The organism is Nocardioides korecus, from assembly GCF_054778395.1.
The window spans coordinates 151786-170808 of the sequence record NZ_BAAGZO010000001.1; the positions used below are offsets into that span (position 1 = coordinate 151786).

At 73.0% G+C, this 19023-nt stretch carries 15 protein-coding genes; 7 read left to right on the forward strand and 8 right to left on the reverse strand.

Translation table 11 applies throughout. The annotated features are described in order from the left end of the window. Window positions 1-62: 62 nt before the first annotated feature. The 3 genes from ACYVDA_RS00720 to ACYVDA_RS00730 all read right to left on the reverse strand — a co-directional run bounded on the left by ACYVDA_RS00720 (window position 63) and on the right by ACYVDA_RS00730 (window position 4477). Complete coding sequence (locus tag ACYVDA_RS00720; protein ID WP_460813806.1) at window positions 63-818, reverse strand: VIT1/CCC1 transporter family protein; 756 nt, start codon at window positions 816-818, stop codon at window positions 63-65. Between the two features lie 63 nt (window positions 819-881). Beyond that, window positions 882-3023 (reverse strand): multicopper oxidase family protein, encoded by a 2142-nt coding sequence (locus tag ACYVDA_RS00725; protein WP_460813808.1) that lies wholly within the window; start codon window positions 3021-3023, stop codon window positions 882-884. Between the two features lie 518 nt (window positions 3024-3541). Further along, a complete protein-coding gene (locus tag ACYVDA_RS00730; RefSeq protein WP_460813811.1) occupies window positions 3542-4477 on the reverse strand; it encodes a 1,4-dihydroxy-2-naphthoyl-CoA synthase in 936 nt (311 codons plus the stop codon). A gap of 55 nt (window positions 4478-4532) precedes the next feature. On the opposite strand from ACYVDA_RS00730, the gene ACYVDA_RS00735 reads away from it, so the two are divergent. Both ACYVDA_RS00735 and ACYVDA_RS00740 read left to right on the forward strand, forming a co-directional pair. Further along, on the forward strand, window positions 4533-4976 hold the full coding sequence (locus ACYVDA_RS00735) for a nitroreductase family deazaflavin-dependent oxidoreductase (protein ID WP_460813813.1): 444 nt from the start codon (window positions 4533-4535) through the stop codon (window positions 4974-4976). A gap of 112 nt (window positions 4977-5088) precedes the next feature. After that, window positions 5089-5892, forward strand: a complete 804-nt coding sequence (locus tag ACYVDA_RS00740; protein WP_460813815.1) for a hypothetical protein — start codon at window positions 5089-5091, stop codon at window positions 5890-5892. On the opposite strand, the gene ACYVDA_RS00745 is transcribed toward ACYVDA_RS00740, so the two are convergent. Next, entirely contained in the window at window positions 5882-6514 is a 633-nt protein-coding gene (locus tag ACYVDA_RS00745) for an ACT domain-containing protein (RefSeq protein ID WP_460813817.1), read from the reverse strand. The genes ACYVDA_RS00740 and ACYVDA_RS00745 overlap by 11 nt on opposite strands. A 118-nt stretch (window positions 6515-6632) precedes the next feature. Between ACYVDA_RS00745 and ACYVDA_RS00750 the strand changes: the two genes are divergently transcribed. Next, the gene (locus tag ACYVDA_RS00750) at window positions 6633-7532 is read left to right on the forward strand and encodes an NAD(P)H-binding protein (protein WP_460813820.1); all 900 of its coding nucleotides are present in this window, start codon (window positions 6633-6635) and stop codon (window positions 7530-7532) included. A gap of 3 nt (window positions 7533-7535) precedes the next feature. Here the strand turns inward: ACYVDA_RS00750 and ACYVDA_RS00755 are convergent, their stop codons facing one another. Together ACYVDA_RS00755 and ACYVDA_RS00760 are read right to left on the reverse strand one after the other, a co-directional pair. Continuing rightward, window positions 7536-8276 carry a lysostaphin resistance A-like protein gene (locus tag ACYVDA_RS00755; RefSeq protein ID WP_460813825.1) on the reverse strand — a complete coding sequence of 247 codons (741 nt, stop codon included), beginning with the start codon at window positions 8274-8276 and terminating at the stop codon, window positions 7536-7538. A 57-nt stretch (window positions 8277-8333) separates the two neighbouring features. Continuing rightward, window positions 8334-8981 (reverse strand): FMN-binding negative transcriptional regulator, encoded by a 648-nt coding sequence (locus ACYVDA_RS00760; RefSeq protein WP_460813827.1) that lies wholly within the window; start codon window positions 8979-8981, stop codon window positions 8334-8336. Between the two features lie 55 nt (window positions 8982-9036). On the opposite strand from ACYVDA_RS00760, the gene ACYVDA_RS00765 reads away from it, so the two are divergent. The 4 genes from ACYVDA_RS00765 (at window position 9037) to treZ (ending at window position 16938) form a co-directional block, all read left to right on the forward strand. Further along, complete coding sequence (locus ACYVDA_RS00765; protein ID WP_460813831.1) at window positions 9037-10386, forward strand: cryptochrome/photolyase family protein; 1350 nt, start codon at window positions 9037-9039, stop codon at window positions 10384-10386. Between the two features lie 188 nt (window positions 10387-10574). Further along, a complete protein-coding gene (gene glgX, locus ACYVDA_RS00770; RefSeq protein ID WP_460813833.1) occupies window positions 10575-12794 on the forward strand; it encodes a glycogen debranching protein GlgX in 2220 nt (739 codons plus the stop codon). Next, window positions 12791-15154, forward strand: coding sequence for a malto-oligosyltrehalose synthase (gene treY / locus ACYVDA_RS00775; protein ID WP_460813837.1), 2364 nt, complete (start codon window positions 12791-12793; stop codon window positions 15152-15154). The genes glgX and treY overlap by 4 nt, the downstream gene beginning before the upstream one ends. Further along, window positions 15154-16938: a malto-oligosyltrehalose trehalohydrolase gene (treZ, locus tag ACYVDA_RS00780; RefSeq protein ID WP_460813840.1), complete on the forward strand. Its 1785-nt coding sequence runs from the start codon at window positions 15154-15156 to the stop codon at window positions 16936-16938. Before treY ends, treZ begins: the two co-directional genes overlap by 1 nt. Before the next feature lie 282 nt (window positions 16939-17220). On the opposite strand, the gene ACYVDA_RS00785 is transcribed toward treZ, so the two are convergent. After that, window positions 17221-17865 carry a CE1759 family FMN reductase gene (locus ACYVDA_RS00785; RefSeq protein WP_460813843.1) on the reverse strand — a complete coding sequence of 215 codons (645 nt, stop codon included), beginning with the start codon at window positions 17863-17865 and terminating at the stop codon, window positions 17221-17223. Next, a complete protein-coding gene (locus ACYVDA_RS00790) occupies window positions 17862-18887 on the reverse strand; it encodes a CE1758 family FMN-dependent luciferase-like monooxygenase (protein WP_460813847.1) in 1026 nt (341 codons plus the stop codon). Before ACYVDA_RS00790 ends, ACYVDA_RS00785 begins: the two co-directional genes overlap by 4 nt. Window positions 18888-19023 lie beyond the last annotated feature (136 nt).

Here is a 19023-nt window from a genome sequence, read left to right on the forward strand (position 1 = left end):
CACCCGCACCGGGGCAAGCCGGGCAGGTCACCCCGCACGGGGCCGGGGGTGGCGCGGACCGGCTAGGCCATCCCGGTGCCGGCCAGCGTCCCGATGGCGTAGGTGATGCCCATCGCGAGCATGCCGCCGACCACGTTGCGCAGCACCGCGGGCCTCGTGGGCGCGTCGCCGAAGCGGGCGCTGGCGAAGCCGGTGCCCGCCAGCGCGAGGCCCACCGCGACCACCGTGACGACGACGCGCAGACCCGGGGCGAAGACCAGGATGGTCACCAGCGGGAGGATCGCGCCGAGGGTGAAGGAGATCATCGAGGCCCAGGCGGCGTGCCAGGGGTTGGTGAGCTCGTCGGGGTCGATGCCGAGCTCGATGTCGAGGTGGGCGCGCAGGGCGTCGGTCTCGGTCAGCTGGACGGCGACCTCGTGGGCCAGCTCGGGGGAGAGACCCTTCTGCCGGTACATCTCCGCCAGCTCGGCGAGCTCCTCCTCGGGCTCCTCCCGAAGCTCGCGGGTCTCCTTGGTCACCAGGGCCTTCTCGGTGTCGCGCTGGGTGGAGACCGAGACGTACTCCCCCGCGGCCATGCTCAGCGCCCCCGCGACCAGGCCGGCCAGGCCGGCGACGAAGATCGTGTGCCGGTCGGTGGTGGCCCCGGCGACACCCATCACCAGGCCGGCGACGGAGACGATGCCGTCGTTGGCGCCGAGCACCGCGGCCCGCAGGGCGTTGAGGCGGGACCCCACCGACTCGTTGTGCGGCTCGTCGGCGTGCTCGCCGATCGCGTCACCCTCGGGGGTCCGGGCAGGCTGGGTGGGCTGGGACGTCATGGCCCCATCGTGCTGGGTCGTCAGGGCCCGCACAACGAAGGCAAGCCTGCGCTCACACCACCCTCACATCGACATGCCGCCCATCCCCGGCCCGTCGTCCATCGGCACCACGCAGACCACCATCGGGCGCATCATCTGGGTGTCCTCGTGCTCCAGCACGTGGCAGTGGTAGACGTAGCGGCCCGGCACATCGAAGCGGATCGCCACGCTGGTGACGTTGCCCGGGTCGACGCGCACGACGTCCTTCCACCCGTCGAGCTCGTGCGGCTCGTAGGCGCGTCCCGGCCCGTCGGCCGGCACCAGGGGCGCGCTCGTCCGGCGGCTGGCGGGGTCGTAGAGGTTGGCGCCGTCGGGGTCGGCGTACGCCAGTCGACCGGCCGCGCTGCCCAGGGGCTGGAAGCACGACTGGTGGATGTGCATCGGATGGGTGTCGCCGGTGGTGTTGACGAACCGGAAGACCTGCCACTGGCCCAGGTGCGGGCGCAGCGCGGTGCGGTCGTAGAACGCCACCCGCTCCTCGGAGGAGGTGGTGTCGTCGTTCATCCACCCCTCGACGCGGTACGTCGTGGGCGCGCTCTCCCCGGGCAGCTGGAGGCTGATCGCGCCCGCGGCGTCCTCGACCAGCTCCTGGGCGTAGAGGTGGCCGGGCGGGTCGGTCTCGGCCAGCAGCACCACGTGGTGCTCGTGGCCCTCGATGCTCAGCTCGGTCGGCGCGTCCTCGCCCGGGTGGGGGGTGAGGGTGTGGACCAGCCGCTGGAAGGCGGGGTTGAGCTCGACGCCGGACGCGAGCCGCTCGGCCAGCTCGTGGGGCGCGCCGGGGTGCGGGCTGGTGCGGTCCACGTCGAGGCGGGCCACCCAGGGGTAGGGGTTGCGCCCGGGGCGGTCGCCGTCGCGCCACAGCACGGACAGGTCGGGGGCGGCGTCGCCCCCGAACGGCGCCTGGGCGGAGTTGACCAGGTGCAGCTGCCGCCCGTCGTCCAGGCCGTGCAGGTCGACCAGGACGTCGAGACGCTCGGCCGGGGCCAGGGTCATCGCCTCGTCCGGCCCGAGCCCGTGGGACCGGCGCAGGAGCCCGCCGTCGGTGCCGATGACCTGGACGCGGTCGTGGTGGGTCGTGACCGTCGGGGCGCCCGAGCCGTCGCCGGGGTCGACCGAGACCAGGTGGAGACGGTAGGCGCGGGCGTTGGAGCCGTTGAGCAGACGGAGCCGGTAGACCTCGGGCCGCAGCGCCAGGCGTGGCCAGACCAGGCCGTCGACCAGGGTGAGCGGCCCGAAGAACTCGCCGGTATCGGGGCTGGTCTTGTGCAGCAGCCTCAGGTCGGGGCCCACGACGTCGAGGTTGCGGTCCTGGAGGAGCATCACCACCTCGCCCTCCGACGCGCGCACCGGCAGGCCGAGGTCGTGCTCGGCGTCGTCGCGCACGAGGTAGGCGCCGGCGAGGCCGGCGTACACGTGGTGGCGCGTCGCGTTCATCGCGTGGTCGTGGTACCAGAGGAACGAGCCGACCTTGCCCAGCTCGAGGTCGACGTTGTCGTAGGTGTTGTCGAAGAAGCACGCCTGCTCGCCGCCCGTCGCGGCCATGTTGTCGGGCCAGCCGTCGGAGTCCGAGCGCGAGTGCGCGCCGTGCAGGTGGGTCGAGGTCCACCCGATCGGGGACCCGTCGGTCGGCACCGGCGTGCCGCCCTGCCCGAGCAGGTGGTTCTGCACCGAGTCGTCGGGGTCGGGATCGTCCAGGCGCGCGGTCGCGAACGGCAGCCGTGGAACCGGCGCCAGCTCGTCGCCGGGACGGAGGCTGGCCGGCAACCGGTTCTCGAACCGCACCACGGCCGAGACGTCGGCCCTGGCCTCCAGGAGCGGCCCGGGTGAGGTCACGTGCCCGTTCCAGCCGTACCCCCACACCGGCACGCGCGGCAGGTCGGGGTGGATCTCGCTCGTGGCCTCCTCGATGGTCACCCGCGCGACCAGGTCGCGGTGCAGGTGGTGGGCCGCGGGCGGCACCAGGACCGCCCGGAACGGCTCGAGCCGCTCACCGTGCCGGGTCGGGTGCGGTGGTGGCAGCACGCTGCCCTGCGGCAGCGAACCGGCCCCGGCGAGCACCGCCTCGGCGCCGGGCGCCGGTGGGCTGCTCGCCCCGGCCGGCGAGGCCTGGCGAGGCAGGTCGCGGGTGGACGTCGAGCTGGACGGGGTGGCTTCGCGGTCCGACATGGGGTCCTCGCCTCCGAGCGACGGTGGGTCGCTCCCCAGGACAGACCCGCCGCCCGGCCGCTGGCAACAGCCGTCGCCCCTTCCGGCGTCGTACCGCGCCCCTGGAGTAGACCGGTGGGCAACGTCGACCCGGGTCGCTCAGACCCTCCAGGCCGCCAGCGACACCAGCACGACGGCCAGCAGGACCACGGCCCACGGCAGGTCAGGCACGGTCGCTCACCGCTCCCCGAGTCGGGCGGTCGCTCACGACGCGGAGCGCCCGCGGATCACCGGGGTCCCCTGTCGTCCACGGGCACAGTGTGGCGCTCCGGGGAGACGCAGGCCTGGCGTTCCGATCCAGGGCGCGGCGCCATCGAGTGCCACCTCAGGGTCGTCCCATGGTTCGATCCACGACCCTGAGGTGGCACTCGGCGCCAGGAGCGTGCCCGGAGGGGGCGAGCACCGCGTTTGTGAAGGACCCCCTTGCCGGCGGCCACGAGGTGGGTCGAGGACGAGGTCATCGCGGGTCGCTCAGGAGCTCAGTAGTACCAGGGGAAGGGCGACCAGTCCGGGTCGCGCTTCTCCAGGAACTGGTCGCGGCCCTCCTGGGCCTCGTCGGTCATGTAGGCCAGTCGGGTGGTCTCGCCGGCGAAGAGCTGCTGGCCGACCAGGCCGTCGTCGATGGCGTTGAAGGAGTACTTCAGCATCCGCTGCGCCGTCGGGCTCTTGCCGTTGACCAGGGCGCCCCACTCCAGGGCCTTCTTCTCCAGCTCGGCGTGCGGGACGGAGCGGTTGACCGTGCCCATCGCGACGCCCTCGTCGGCGTCGTAGGTCTGGCCGAGGAAGAAGATCTCGCGGGCGCGCTTCTGGCCCACCTGCCGCGCGAGGTACGCCGACCCGAAGCCGCCGTCGAAGGACCCGACGTCGGCGTCGGTCTGCTTGAACCGGGCCTCCTCCGCACTGGCCAGGGTCAGGTCGCAGACCACGTGCAGGGAGTGGCCGCCGCCGGCCGTCCAGCCGGGCACCACGCAGATCACGACCTTGGGCATGAACCGGATCAGCCGCTGCACCTCCAGGATGTGCAGGCGCCCGAGCCGGGCCTGGTCGGCGGGGGTGCGGGTGTCGCTGGTCGCGCCGGCCGTGCCGTCCTCGTACTGGTAGCCCGCCCGACCACGGATCCGCTGGTCGCCGCCGGTGCAGAAGGCCCACTTGCCGTGGCGCTCGCCGGGCCCGTTGCCGGTCAGCAGCACGCAGCCGACGTCGGCGCTGGTGCGCGCGTGCTCGAGCACCCGCAGCAGCTCGTCGACGGTGTGCGGCCGGAAGGCGTTGAGCACGTCGGGGCGGTCGAAGGCGACCCGGACGGTGCCGTGCGCCTTCGCGCGGTGGTAGGTCAGGTCGGTCAGGTCCTCGAAGCCGGGGACGTCGTCCCAGTCGGCCGGGTCGAAGATCTCGCTGACTCCCTCGATGGCGCTCATGGCGAGCACCCTAGTGAGGCTGGCGTCGCACCCGACCGTCTGGTCTCCTGGTCGCATGACCCTTGAAGGCGAGTACGTCCCGAGCAAGGCCCAGTGGGTGCGCGACCAGGTGGCGCAGTACGAGGCGACCGACGGACGCGAGGCGAACACCCTGCCGGGCACCGACTACCCGATCGTGGTGATCACCTCGGTCGGCGCGAAGTCGGGGAACCTGCGCAAGAACCCGGTGATGCGGGTGGAGCGCGACGGCGTCTACGTCGCCATCGCCTCCAAGGGCGGGGCCGACGAGCACCCGGAGTGGTACCACAACTTCACCGCCCACCCCGAGGTCGACCTCCAGGACGGCGCGGTCAAGAAGACCTACCACGCCGAGGTCGTCCACGGCGACGAGCGCGCCGACCTCTGGGACCTGTCCGTGCGCACCTGGGGCACGTACGCCGAGTACCAGCAGAAGACCGACCGCGAGATCCCGGTCTTCAAGCTCACCCCGGTCGAGTGACCCCGCCCTGAGCGGACTGCGGGTCCTCGGCGTCGAGGTCGAGGAGGACCTCCTGGCGCGCTGGGCCGGGTGGTTCGCCCCACCCGTCCAGCCGTTCCTGGTCGAGGACCCGGTGGCCCGCCGGGTCCTGGGTCGTGCGCCGGCGCCGGTGCTGGAGCCGGAGCTGCGCCACACCTACGGCCTGTACGCCGCCCCCGGCGCGCAGTCGCGGGTGGTCTGGCTGGACGAGGGCGCCTTCCTCGGCCTCGACGTCCGGGACCGCACCACCCTGGTCCGGTCGCGGGCTCCCGAGGGCACGAGGGACCCGGCCTCGAGGGCGCTGTGCCCGGCGGTGCGCACCTGGGCCCACGAGCTGGGTCGCGACCGCGCGGAGCGGGCCCGCGCGCAGGCCGACGGCCACCGGTTCCTCTGGTGGCCCACGCTGCTGGCCGGGCACGAGGGGGCGGTGCTGCGCACGTTCGTGGAGAACGACCGGTCGCCCAGCCGCCACGACGAGGTGCCCGACCGGGTCTGGGACGGCGCCGAGGCGCTCCTGCCCGGGGCCCGCGCGCTGGCCGGGACGTTCCCGTCGCGCAGCGGTCCCAACTGCTTCGGGACGGTGATGGGGGCGGCCGGGGTCGTCGGCGCGGCCGCTGACTGGGTGCTCCAGGACCCGTTCGAGGCCTGGCTGGCCCGCGTCGCGCGCCCCGCCCGCCGGGTGGACGACGCCTCGCCGGGGACGGTGCTGGTCTGGCGGGCCCCGGACGGAGTCGCCCAGCACGCGGCGGTCACCCTCGGCGGCGGCTGGGCGCTCCACAAGCCCTCGCAGGGCTGGATGAGCCCGGTGCAGGTCCTCACCGTCGCCGGGTGCCTCGCGGCGGGCCGGTTCCCGGGCCAGCGCCTGCGTCGGCACCGCCTGGTGGGTCCTAGCGGCTGATCGAGGTGGCCAGGGCGGCGAGGTGGCGCAGGCGGGCGATCTCGGAGTCGAGGAACTCAGGGCCGCCGCGGCGGGCGAAGGCGATCAGCTCGTCGTCGTCGACCGCGCAACCGGCGTACAGCAGGTCACGCAGGCGCTCGGGGACCTCGATGCGCCGGCCGCGCTCGAGGTCGAGGGGCCAGCTGATGTCGTCGGGGATCTCCGAGGGCGCGGCGGGCGAGCCGTGCAGCACGTGGACGCGGCCGCCCTCGCGACGCACGCGCACCGCCCAGTCCACGACGAACGTCGCGGGCAGCAGGTCGACGAGGATGTCGTGGGCGCGGGCGGGGTCGGAGGTCATCGCCTCGACCACCTCGAGGTCGCGGGTCAGGTTGGACCCGGCGCCGTAACGGCTGATCCACAGCACCTCGACGCCCTCGAGCCGCGTGCATGCCGAGATGATGCTGTCGGGCATCACGCCCTGCTCGGCGGCCAGGAAGACGTCGTCCACCGCGCGGCCGTCGTGGCTGCGCTCGACGATCTCGATGGCGTCGATGTTGCCGCCCGCCGAGCCGATCGCCGATGCCAGACGACCCAGGGACCCCGGGACGTCGGGCAGCGAGACCCGCAGCAGGTAGGACATGGCCCTGACCCTAACGGCCCGGTGTTTCGCAGCGGTGTCGTCCCACGGGCGTGGTCCCGACGCCCGCGGTGCCCCGCCGTCCGGGCGCCGTGACGCCCCCCTCTCTAGGCTGAGGCGCATGAGTCGCATCCTCGTCACCGGCGCCACCGGCTTCATCGGCCGCCGCCTGGTGCCCGCCCTGATCGAGCAGGGCCACGACGTCCGGGCGATGACCCGCCACCCCGAGACCTACGACGGCCCCGGCGAGGCGGTCGCGGGCGACATGGACGACCCCGGATCGCTCACGGCACCGCTCGAGGGTGTGGACGCGGCCTACTACCTGGTGCACTCGCTGGACGACGACGACTTCGAGCGCAAGGACGCCGAGGCCGCCAAGGCCTTCGCGGCCGGCGCGGCCCGGGCCGGCGTCCAGCAGATCGTCTACATGGGCGGCCTCGGCGACGACGACCAGGACCTCTCGGCCCACCTGCGCTCGCGCCGCGAGGTCGAGCACCTGCTCGCGGACGCCGGCGTCCCGGTGACCGTGCTGCGCGCGGCCATCGTCGTGGGCCACGGCGGCATCTCGTGGGAGATCACCCGCCAGCTGGTCCACAACCTGCCCGCGATGATCGTCCCGAAGTGGGCCAGCACCAAGACCCAGCCGATCGCGGTCGACGACGTGATCCGCTACCTGGTCGGCGTGCTGTTCGCGGAGAAGGCGATGGGGCAGACCTACGAGATCGGCGGTCCCGACCAGCTGACGTACGTCGACATGCTGCGCGTCGCGGCCAAGATCGACACCGGCCGCACCGTCCCGATCATCCCCGTCCCCGTGCTCTCCCCCGGGCTCTCGAGCCGCTGGCTGGCCCTGGTCACCGACGTCGACGTCACCACCGGGCGCAACCTGATCGACTCGATGGGCGTGGAGGTGCTGGTCAAGGAGCAGCGCATCCGCGACGTCGTCCCCGGCGAGCCGATGGACTACCGCGAGGCGGTCGAGCGGGCGCTGAAGGAGCGGAAGGCCGCGGGCCAGAAGTAGGTCCTACGGGCCGACGCCGAAGATCGCCGGGAGGGCGAACAGCATCGTCACCGACCAGGTCAGGTGGGTGAGGATCGGGGCCAGGATGCCGCCGCTGGCCCGCCGCTGGAGGCCGACCACGAAGCCGAGCACGATCGCGGCGAACCCGAGCATCACGTTACCGGTGGCCAGCGTGGCCACGGTGTAGGCGACGGTGGTGATCAGCACCTGGCGGCGACGGATCGCGGCGTACATCGCCCCGCGGAAGAACAGCTCCTCTGCGATGCCGTTGATGACCGTCACCAGCAGCAGGATCAGCGGGCTGCCCTGCTGGGTGTGCTTGAGCACGTTGCGGATGAACGGCGTCAGGAAGCTGTCGAGGAAGGGCACCGCCTGGATCAGGTAGGCCCCGGCGACGAAGACGAGCGCCAGGAGCGCCCCGATCAGGATCGGCTGCACCACCGGTCGCGGGGCCGCCAGGTCGGGCTCGGCGGGGTGGCCGATGCGGCCCAGGTGGAGCGGACCGGAGGTGAAGGCGCCGACGGTCCAGATCGCCGCGAGCAGCACGGTGGCGGAGTAGAAGAGCGTGGTGTCGGTCGGGTCGATGAACCGCAGCGTGAAGCCGAGAACGACGGCGCCGACCAGCACGACGACCACGCTGACCAGCTGGCGGCGGCGGAAGTCGCGGTCGGACTGGTGGTGGTCGCGCGGGGTCATCTCCCACAGGCTCGAGCGCAGCGTCCCCCGGAACCCCCGCATCGTCATGATCCGACCCTAACGGGCGGTCCCGAAGACCCGGCAGCCACTGGTCGGCAGCCGGGGTCAGGCGGGGGTGACCGGCGGGCGGGCCCGCTCCACCTGCTCCGCGACCGCGACCCCGCCGGGCGTGCCGTCGGCGCGCAGCCCCGCCACCACCCCGGCCACGTCGGCGGCGGACCGGTTCTGGCTCAGCTTGGCCTTGGCCTCGACCCGCTCGACGTGCAGCTCGACGCCCACGATGGCGCGCAGCTGCCCCCGGACGTACGCCGCCGGGGCGTCGTCCACCTCCCAGGGAGCGGCCCGGTCGGCCTCGTGGGCCCGGGTCAGGCGGGTGACCAGGTCGAGCACCCAGTCGGGGTCGTCGTGCACCTCGACCCGGCCGACGAGCTGGACCTGGCTGTAGTTCCAGGTCGGCACGACGCGGCCGTGCTCGGCCTTCGCGGCGTACCAGGAGGGCGAGACGTAGGCCTCGGGGCCGGTGACCACGGCCAGGCCGGGGGCGCCGCCGGTCGCCGCTCCGATCGCGCGCCAGTGGTCGTTGGCGCGCGCCAGGTGGCCCTGGAGCCGGTCGCCGTCCCACAGCACCGGCAGCAGGGTCGCCAGCGGGAACCCGTCGGGGCCGACGGTGACCAGGTGGGCCGACCCGACGGCCGCCACCAGGGCGCGGACCTCGTCCGGGTCCTCGACGGCGTTGGCGCGGGGAACGTACACGGGTCCCACCCTAAGGCGGCCCGAGGTGTCAGGCCGCCCTCGTAGGGTCGGGCGCATGACCTCGGTGATGTGGTTCCGACGTGACCTGCGGCTGCGCGACCACCCGGCGCTGCGCGAGGCGGCCGGCCGCGGCCCGGTCCTGGGCCTGTTCGTGATCGACCCGACCCTGTGGGCCTCGGCGGGCCCGGCACGACGGGCCTGGCTGGCGGCCACCCTGCGCTCCCTGGACGACGCGATGGACGGCCGGCTCTGCCTCCGTCTCGGCGATCCCGCCACGGTCGTGCCGGAGGTGGCCTCCGAGGTCGGGGCCGACTCGGTGCACGTCACCAACGACTCCACGCCCTACTCGGTGGCCCGCGACCGGGCGGTGGTCGAGGCGCTGCCCGAGGGGGTCGAGGGCGTCGCGACCGGGACGCCGTACGCCGTGGCGCCGGGGACGATCCGCAACGGCTCCGGATCGCCGTACAAGGTCTTCACGCCGTTCAGCAAGGCCTGGCGCCAGCACGGCCACGACGACCCCCAGCAGGCGCCCCGCGGCGTCGAGTGGGTGCGGGCCGACAGCGACGAGAAGGTCGCCACGATGCTCGACGAGGCGGTCGAGGGGGCGCCCGAGGGGATGCCGACCGCCGGTGAGGACGCGGCGGCACGTCGGCTGTCCGCGTTCCTGGACGCCGACGTCGCCGACTACGACGACGCCCGCGACGACCCGGGGGCCGACCGGACCTCGCGGATGTCGGCCTACCTCAAGCTCGGCGTGGTCCACCCTCGCCAGCTGCTCGCCAAGCTCGACGGGCGCACGGGCGCCGGGCCGCACACCTGGGAGACCGAGCTGTGCTGGCGCGACTTCTACGCCGACGTGCTGCACACCAACCCCGACTCGGCCTGGCACGACCTGAACCCGGTCGCCGGGCTGACCTACGACGACCCGCAGGACGCGATCGAGGCCTGGAAGCAGGGCCGCACCGGCTTCCCGATCGTCGACGCCGGCATGCGCCAGCTCCTCCACGAGGGCTGGATGCACAACCGGGTCCGGATGATCACCGCGAGCTTCCTGACCAAGGACCTGCACGTGTGGTGGCCGGTGGGGGCCCGGCACTTCCTCGACCACCTGGTCGACGGCGACATCGCCTCGAACAACCACGGCTGGCAGTGGGTCGCCGGCACCGGCACCGACGCCTCGCCGTACTTCCGCGTCTTCAACCCGATCACCCAGGGCCTGAAGTTCGACGCCGCCGGCGACTACGTGCGCCGCTGGATCCCCGAGCTGGCCCACCTGTCGGGCAAGAAGGTCCACGAGCCGTGGGACGCCGAGGACGGCTACGCCCAGGACTACCCGCGCCGGATCGTGGACCACGCCGAGGAGCGCAAGATCACCCTCGACCGCTACCAGCGCGGCAAGGACTGAGCCACCCGCGAGGCCCCGGACCGGGTGCCCTTGACGGTCCTGCCCCGACGCGGTCTGGTGATCGTGGACTCACCCGGGTGTCTGTCACGCGTTCCGGGGGTACGACGGCCCCAGACAGCGATACTTTGATCGATCTAATCCGGATCGATCCGGCACAGCACGCCCCCTCTCAGCATCAAGGAGCACACGTGGAGATCTGGCCCGGCAAGGCCTACCCGCTCGGCGCGACGTTCGACGGCAGCGGCACCAACTTCGCCCTCTTCAGCGAGGTCGCCGAGCGCGTCGAGCTCTGCCTGGTCGAGGTCGACCGCAACGGCGGGTTCTCCGAGACCCGCCTGGAGATGACCGAGGTCGACGCCTACGTGTGGCACTGCTACCTGCCCACGGTGCAGCCCGGACAGCGCTACGGCTACCGCGTGCACGGCCCCTGGGACCCCGCGAACGGCCTGCGGTGCAACCCGAACAAGCTGCTGCTCGACCCCTACGCCAAGGCCACCGCCGGCGAGATCGACTGGGACCCCTCGGTCTTCGGCTACGACTTCGAGGACCCCGAGTCCCGCAACGACGCCGACTCGGGCCCGCACATGACCCACGGCGTGGTGATCAACCCGTTCTTCGACTGGGAGGGCGACCGCCCGCTGACGATCCCCTACAACGAGAGCGTCATCTACGAGGCCCACGTCAAGGGCCTGACCCAGCAGCACCCGGGGGTCCCCGAGGAGATGCGCGGCACGTACGCCGGCCTGGCGCACCCCGCGATCACCGAGCACCTCAAGCGCCTCGGCGTGACGGCCATCGAGCTGATGCCGGTCCACCAGTTCGTGCAGGACAACACCCTGCTCGAGAAGGGCCTGCGCAACTACTGGGGCTACAACACCCTGGCCTTCCTGGCGCCGCACGCCGACTACGCCTCCCACGGCGAGCACGGCCAGCAGGTGCAGGAGTTCAAGTCGATGGTGAAGTCGATGCACGCCGCCGGCATCGAGGTCATCCTCGACGTGGTCTACAACCACACCGCCGAGGGCAACCACCTCGGCCCGACGCTGAGCTTCAAGGGCATCGACAACCCGGCGTACTACCGCCTGGTCGACGACGACCAGCAGTACTACATGGACTACACGGGCACCGGCAACACCCTCAACGTGCGCCACCCGCACTCGCTCCAGCTGATCATGGACTCGCTGCGCTACTGGGTCACCGAGATGCACGTCGACGGCTTCCGCTTCGACCTCGCCGCCGCCCTGGCCCGCGAGTTCTACGACGTGGACCGGCTCGCGACCTTCTTCGAGCTCGTGCAGCAGGACCCGGTCGTGAGCCAGGTCAAGCTGATCGCCGAGCCCTGGGACGTCGGCCCCGGCGGCTACCAGGTCGGCAACTTCCCGCCCCAGTGGACCGAGTGGAACGGCGCCTACCGCGACGACGTCCGCGACTTCTGGCGCGGCGAGCCCGACCTCGGTGCCTTCGCCTCGCGCCTGGCCGGCTCCTCGGAGCTCTACGAGAACTCCGGCCGCCGCCCCTTCGCCTCCATCAACTTCGTCACCGCCCACGACGGCTTCACGCTCAAGGACCTGGTGTCCTACAACGAGAAGCACAACGACGCCAACGGCGAGGACAACAACGACGGCGAGAGCCACAACCGGTCCTGGAACCACGGCGCCGAGGGCCCGACCGAGGACGAGGCGGTCCGCGCGCTGCGGGCCCGCGACCAGCGCAACGTGCTGGCCACGCTGCTGCTGAGCCAGGGCGTGCCGATGATCCTGCACGGCGACGAGATGGGCCGCACCCAGGACGGCAACAACAACACCTACGCCCAGGACTCCGAGATCTCCTGGATGGACTGGGACACCGCCGACCAGCCGCTGACCGACTTCACCGCCGCCCTGGTGCGGCTGCGCCTGAAGCACCCGACCTTCCGCCGCAAGCAGTTCTTCACCGGCGAGGCCGTCAAGGACGGGGAGCGCCTGGACGACATCGTCTGGCTGCACCCCGACGGCCGCGTGATGGAGGACGACGACTGGAACGCCGGCGGTCGCAGCCTCGGGATGTACCTCAACGGCCACGGCATCGAGGGCCGCGACTCCCGCGGCAACCCGATCGTCGACGACGACTTCCTGCTGTTCTTCAACGTCGGCGAGGCCGTCGAGCTCACCCTCCCGCCCCAGGAGTACGCCGACGGCTGGGACGTCGTGGTCGACACCGGCGGCGTCGCCGACAACGGGCGCAGCTACGTGGCCGGCGACCGGGTGACGCTCGAGGAGCGCTCGGTGCTGGTGCTGCGCGAGCACAACGAGCCCGAGCGCGAGCCCGACCACTCGGTGGCCGCCTCGCTGGCCGTGCAGGGTGGCGGCGCCAGCAACATCGACACCAGCCCGGGCGCGCCCCTGTCGGGACCGGGAGCCCGGCGGTGAAGGTCCCGGCCAGCACCTACCGCCTCCAGGTCACCCGCGACTTCGACCTGCACGAGGCGGCCCGGCGGCTGCCCTACCTGCACGACCTCGGCGTCGACTGGGTCTACCTCTCGCCGCTGCTGGAGGCCGAGCCGGGCAGCGACCACGGCTACGACGTGGTCGACCCCACCCGGGTCGACGCCTCCCGCGGGGGTCCCGAGGGGCTGGCCGCGGTCTCGGCGGAGGCCCGGCGGCTCGGGATGGGCGTGCTGGTCGACATCGTCCCCAACCACGTCGGGGTGGCCACGCCCGCGGTCAACCCGTGGTGGTGGGACCTGCTCACCCACGGGCCCGCGTCGGCGTACGCCCCGGTCTTCGACGTCGACTGGGACTACGGCAACGGCAAGGTGCGCGTGCCCGTCCTGGGCGACGACGACCTGCCCGACACCACCGGCCGGATCGGGCACCTGTCGCTCGTGGAGAGCGGCGACGGCCACGAGCTGCGCTACCACGACAACCGGTTCCCGGTGGCGCCCGGCAGCGTGGAGGAGGGCGACGCGGCCGAGGTCGTGCACGGCCGGCAGCACTACGAGCTCGTCGGCTGGCGCCGCGCCGACTCCGAGCTGAACTACCGCCGCTTCTTCACCGTCACCACCCTGGCCGGCGTACGGGTGGAGAACCCCGAGGTCTTTGCGCTGGCGCACACGGAGGTGCGGCGCTGGTTCGAGGAGGACCTCGTCGACGGCCTGCGGGTCGACCACCCCGACGGCCTGCGCGACCCCGAGGGCTACCTGGAGCACCTGGCCGGGCTGACCTCGGGCGCCTGGGTGCTGGTGGAGAAGATCCTGGAGCCCGGCGAGGAGCTCCCCCGCGACTGGGCGATGGACGGCACGACCGGGTACGACGTGCTCGGCCTGCTCGACCGGGTGCTCACCGACCCGGCCGGCGAGGGACCGCTGACCGCGCTCGACGCGCGGCTGCGCGGCCTCCCGGGCACCGACGGTGACTGGGAGGCGCTCGTGCACCGGCAGAAGCGCGCCGTGGCCGACGGGAGCCTGCGGGCCGAGACCCGCCGCATCGTGCGCGAGCTGCCCGACCTGCTGCCCCACCCCCACGAGGTGCTCGAGGACGCGGTCGCCGAGGTGCTGGCCTGCTTCGGGGTCTACCGCTCCTACCTCCCGCGGGGCCGCGAGCACCTCGACGCCGCGGTCGCGGCGGCGCGCACCTCGCGCCCGGACCTGGTCGACGCCCTCGACGACGTCGTCCACGTGCTCGCCGACCCGGAGTCGCGGGCCGCCCGCCGGTTCCAGCAGACCAGCGGCATGGTGATGGCCAAGGGCGTCGAGGACAGCAGCTTCTACCTGTGGTCGCGCCTGACCTCCCACAACGAGGTCGGGGCCGACCCCGGCACCTGGTCGGTCACCCCCGCGGCGTTCCACGAGGCGATGGCCACCCGCCAGGCCGAGTGGCCGCGGGCGATGACGACGCTGACCACCCACGACACCAAGCGCGGCGAGGACACCCGGGCCCGGATCGCCGTGCTGGCCGAGGTGCCCGAGCGCTGGGAGCAGAGCCTGACCCGGCTGCTGGCGCTCTCCCCCGTGCCCGACGAGGGGTTCGGCAACCTGCTGTGGCAGGCCGTCGTGGGCGCCTGGCCCGCCGGGGGCGCCGACGCTCCCGACCTGCGCGAGCGGCTGCACGCCTACGCCGAGAAGGCGATGCGCGAGGCCGGCGACCGGACCACGTGGACCGACCCCGACGAGGACTACGAGCGGGCCGTGCACGCCGCGGTCGACGCCGCCCTGGACGACGAGGAGGCCCACGCGCTGGTGACCGCGCTGGTGGCCGACCTCGCCGACGCCGGGTGGAGCAACGCCCTGGGGGCCAAGCTGCTGGCGATCACGCTGCCGGGCGTCGTCGACGTCTACCAGGGCAGCGAGCTGTGGGAGCAGAGCCTGGTCGACCCCGACAACCGGCGGCCCGTGGACCTCGACGCGCGCGCCGCGCTGCTCGGGTCGCTGACCGGCGCCCCGGCCCGACCGAGCGGTCCCGACGACGACGGGCTGGCCAAGCTGTGGGTCGTCTCGACGGCGCTGCGGCTGCGACGCGACCGGGCCGACCTGTTCTCGGCGTACGACGCACTGGAGGCGGTGGGCCCCGCCGCCGACCACGTGCTCGCCTTCGACCGCGGCGGTGCGGTCACCGTGGCCACCCGGCTGCCGCACCGCCTGGCCGCCTCCGGCTGGGACGGCACGACGCTCGACCTGCCCGCGGGCACCTGGCGCGACGTGCTGGGCTCTGCGACCGGCCTGCAGGGCTCGGTCGCGCTGGAGGAGCTGCTGGGCGGGCTGCCCGTGGCGCTGCTGGTGAGGGAGGACTGATGAGCGGTCTGACGGACCTCGGGGCGCACGGGCGCTTCGACGTGTGGGCCCCCGACGCCGCGCGGGTGCGGCTGAGTGTCGTCACCGCGGGCGGCCCGGAGCGGGTGCTCGCCATGGAGCAGGGCGACGGCGGCTGGTGGTCGCCGACCGAGCCGGTGCTGGGCGACTCCGACGACTGGGTCGACTACGGCTACCTCGTCGACGACGACGAGACCCCCAAGCCCGACCCGCGCTCGACCTGGCAGCCCGAGGGCGTGCACGCGCGCTCGCGCACCTTCGACGCCGGCGACTTCGCCTGGACCGACCAGGCCTGGACCGGTCGCCAGCTCGCCGGGTCGGTCGTCTACGAGCTGCACCTGGGCACGTTCACCCCCGAGGGCACCCTCGACGCCGCGATCGAGCGGCTCCCGCACCTGGTGGACCTCGGCGTCGACCTGGTCGAGCTGCTGCCCGTCAACGCGGTCAACGGCACCCACAACTGGGGCTACGACGGCGTCCTCTGGTACGCCGTCCACGAGCCGTACGGCGGCCCCGCGGCGTACCAGCGCTTCGTCGACGCCGCCCACGCCGCCGGCCTCGGCGTCGTGCAGGACGTGGTCTACAACCACCTCGGGCCGTCGGGGAACTACCTGCCGGTCTTCGGGCCCTACCTGCACGCGACCGGCCAGAACAGCTGGGGCAGCTCGCTGAACCTCGACGGCGAGGGCAGCCACGAGGTGCGGCGCTACGTGCTGGACAACGTGCGGATGTGGCTGGAGGACTACCACGTCGACGCGCTGCGCCTGGACGCCGTGCACGCCCTGGCCGACACCTCGATCACCCACCTGCTCGAGGAGATGGCCGTCGAGGTCGCGGCGCTCTCGGCCCACCTGCGCCGACCGCTCACCCTGATCGCGGAGAGCGACCTCAACGACGCCCGGATGATCACCCCGCGCGAGGCCGGCGGCCGCGGGCTCGACGGCCAGTGGAGCGACGACTTCCACCACGCGGTGCACGTCGCGCTGACCGGGGAGACGGCCGGCTACTACGCCGACTTCGAGCCGCTCTCGGCGCTGGCCAAGGTGCTCGAGCGCGGCTTCTTCCACGACGGCACGTGGTCGTCGTTCCGCGGGCGGCCGCACGGCCGCCCCGTCGACACCGCCGCGATGCCGACGTGGCGCCTGGTGGTCTGCAACCAGAACCACGACCAGGTCGGCAACCGCGCCACCGGTGACCGGCTCGCCGCCAGCCTCGACGACGACCAGCTCGTGTGCGCGGCGCTGCTGACGCTGGCCGGGCCGTTCACGCCGATGCTGTTCATGGGCGAGGAGTGGGCGGCGTCCTCGCCGTTCCAGTTCTTCACCTCCCACCCCGAGCCGGAGCTGGCCGACGCGGTACGCAACGGCCGGCGCGCGGAGTTCGCCACCCACGGCTGGGGCGACCAGGAGGTGCCGGACCCGCAGGACCCCGCCACCTTCGAGAGGTCGAAGCTCGACTGGGACGAGGTCGCGACCGGTCGCCACGCGGTGGTGCTGGCGGCGTACCAGGAGCTCGGCCGGCTGCGCCGCGCCCTGCCCGCGCTCACCGACCCGGCGTTCACGTCCGTGTCGGCGACCGTCGAGGGCCGCGTGCTCGTCGTACGCCGGGGCGACCTGGTGCTGGCCGTCAACGTCGGCGAGTCGTCCGCCTCGGTGGCGCTCGACGAGCCCGGGGTGGTGCTGTTCACCACCCCGACCCCCGCGGTCCTCGACGGCTCGACCCTCACCCTGCCCGCCCACGCCGGCGTGCTCGTGGGTCCTGCCTGAGGGCAGGTTCCGCGGGTGCGGCCGGCGGGGAGGGGCCCAGCGCGTGCGAGACCCACACATTTGTGTAGCGGTTGCAGCTGTCGGAGGCCGAACCTGCTGCATCTCCTACACAAAAGTGTGGGGATTGCGTCGGGGCACAACGTCCTGCTCGCCTGACCGACACATTTGTGTAGCAGTTGCAGCCGTCGGAGGCCGAACCTGCTGCATCTCCTACACAAAAGTGTGGGCGTCGCGCCCCAGCGGGCCCGACCCCACCCCCGACCCCGGAGGCCGTACGCCGGGTCAGCCGCCGAGCAGCGTGCTGAAGTCCGGGACGTCACCGAAGGGGTCGTCGCGGTGCAGGGCGGGGCGGGAGGCGATGGCGTCGGCGAGCTGGGCGGCCGCGCGGTCGACCCGCTGGCGCAGGGCGGTCCCGCTCTCGGTGCTGCCCCAGTCCTCGCTCGCGGCGAAGACCGAGGTCGGCACGACGACGGCGCGCAGGTAGCTGAACAGCGGACGCAGGGCGTGCTCGAGCACCAGCGAGTGCCGGGCCGTGCCGGCCGTGGCGGCGACCAGGACCGGGGTGTCCTCGAGCGTCCCGGGCTCCAGGACGTCGAAGAAGGTCTTGAACAGGCCCGAGAAGGACCCGCTGAAGACCGGCGTCACGGCGATCAGACCGTCGGCCGAGGCCACCGCCTCCTGCGCCGCGGCGAGGTCGCCGGTGGCGAAGCCGGTGAGCAGGGCGTCGGTGACGGCGTGGGCGAGGGGTCGCAGCTCGACCACCTCGACCTCCACCCCGCCGCGGCCCGCCAGGGCATCGACCGTCGCCGAGGCGAGCAGGTCGGCCAGCAGCCGGGTCGACGAGGGCTCGGAGAGACCGGCCGTCACGACCACGACCCGACGGGCCGGCGCGGGTCGCGCGGGGTCGACCAGGGTCGGGCGGGTCATGCCGCCACCTCCGACCCGGTCTCCTTGCGGAGCTCGGCCACGACCTCCCCGAGCAGGTCGAGCTGGTGCAGCACGGTGCTCAGCGGCAGCCCGGCGTGGTCGACCAGGAAGAGCTGGCGCTGGTAGTCGCCGGCGTACTCCCGGAAGGACAGCGTGCGCTCCACGACCTCCGCGGGCGTGCCGACGGTCAGGGGCGTCTGGCGGGTGAAGTCCTCCAGCGACGGGCCGTGGCCGTAGACGGGGGCGTTGTCGAAGTACGGGCGGAACTCCTTGACCGCCTGCTCCTTCGTGCGGGCCAGGTAGACCTGCCCGCCGAGCCCGACGATCGCGTCCTCGGCCCGGCCGTGGCCGTGGTGCTCGAAGCGCTGCCGGTAGAACTGCACCATCCGCGCGGTGTGCGAGGCGGGCCAGAAGATGTGGTTGGAGAAGAACCCGTCGCCGTAGTACGCCGCCTGCTCCGCGATCTCGGGGCTGCGGATCGAGCCGTGCCAGACGAACGGCGCCTGGCCGTCGAGGGGACGGGGCGTGGAGGTGAAGCCCTGGAGGGGCGTGCGGAACGTGCCCTCCCAGTCGACGTTCTCCTCGCGCCACAGGCGGTGCAGGAGGGCGTAGTTCTCGACCGCCAGGGAGATGCCGTCGCGGATGTCCTTGCCGAACCAGGGGTAGACCGGGCCGGTGTTGCCGCGGCCGAGCATGAGGTCCATCCGGCCGTCGACGAGGTGCTGGAGGTAGGCGTAGTCCTGGGCGATCCGCACCGGGTCGTTGGTGGTGATCAGCGTGGTCGAGGTGGACAGCTTGATCCGCTCGGTCACCGCACCGATGTGGGCCAGCAGCACGGTCGGGTTGGCGGGCGCCGCGAAGGGCGGGTTGTGGTGCTCGCCGGTGGCGAAGACGTCGAGCCCGACCTCCTCGGCCTTCTTCGCGATCGCGACGGTGGCCTTGATGCGCTCGTGCTCGGTCGGCGTACGACCCGTGGTGGGGTCGGTCGTGACGTCGCCGACGGTGAAGATGCCGAACTCCATGCTGCGCCTCCGTGCTGTGGTAGTTGAGGGGTCAACTACGTGACACGTCACTTTATTCCACCGGGCCGGCGTGGCGCCACGGTTCGGCGGACGCGCGCGGGTGACCTCGGTCTCGCCCGGGGTCTGGCCGGGGTCC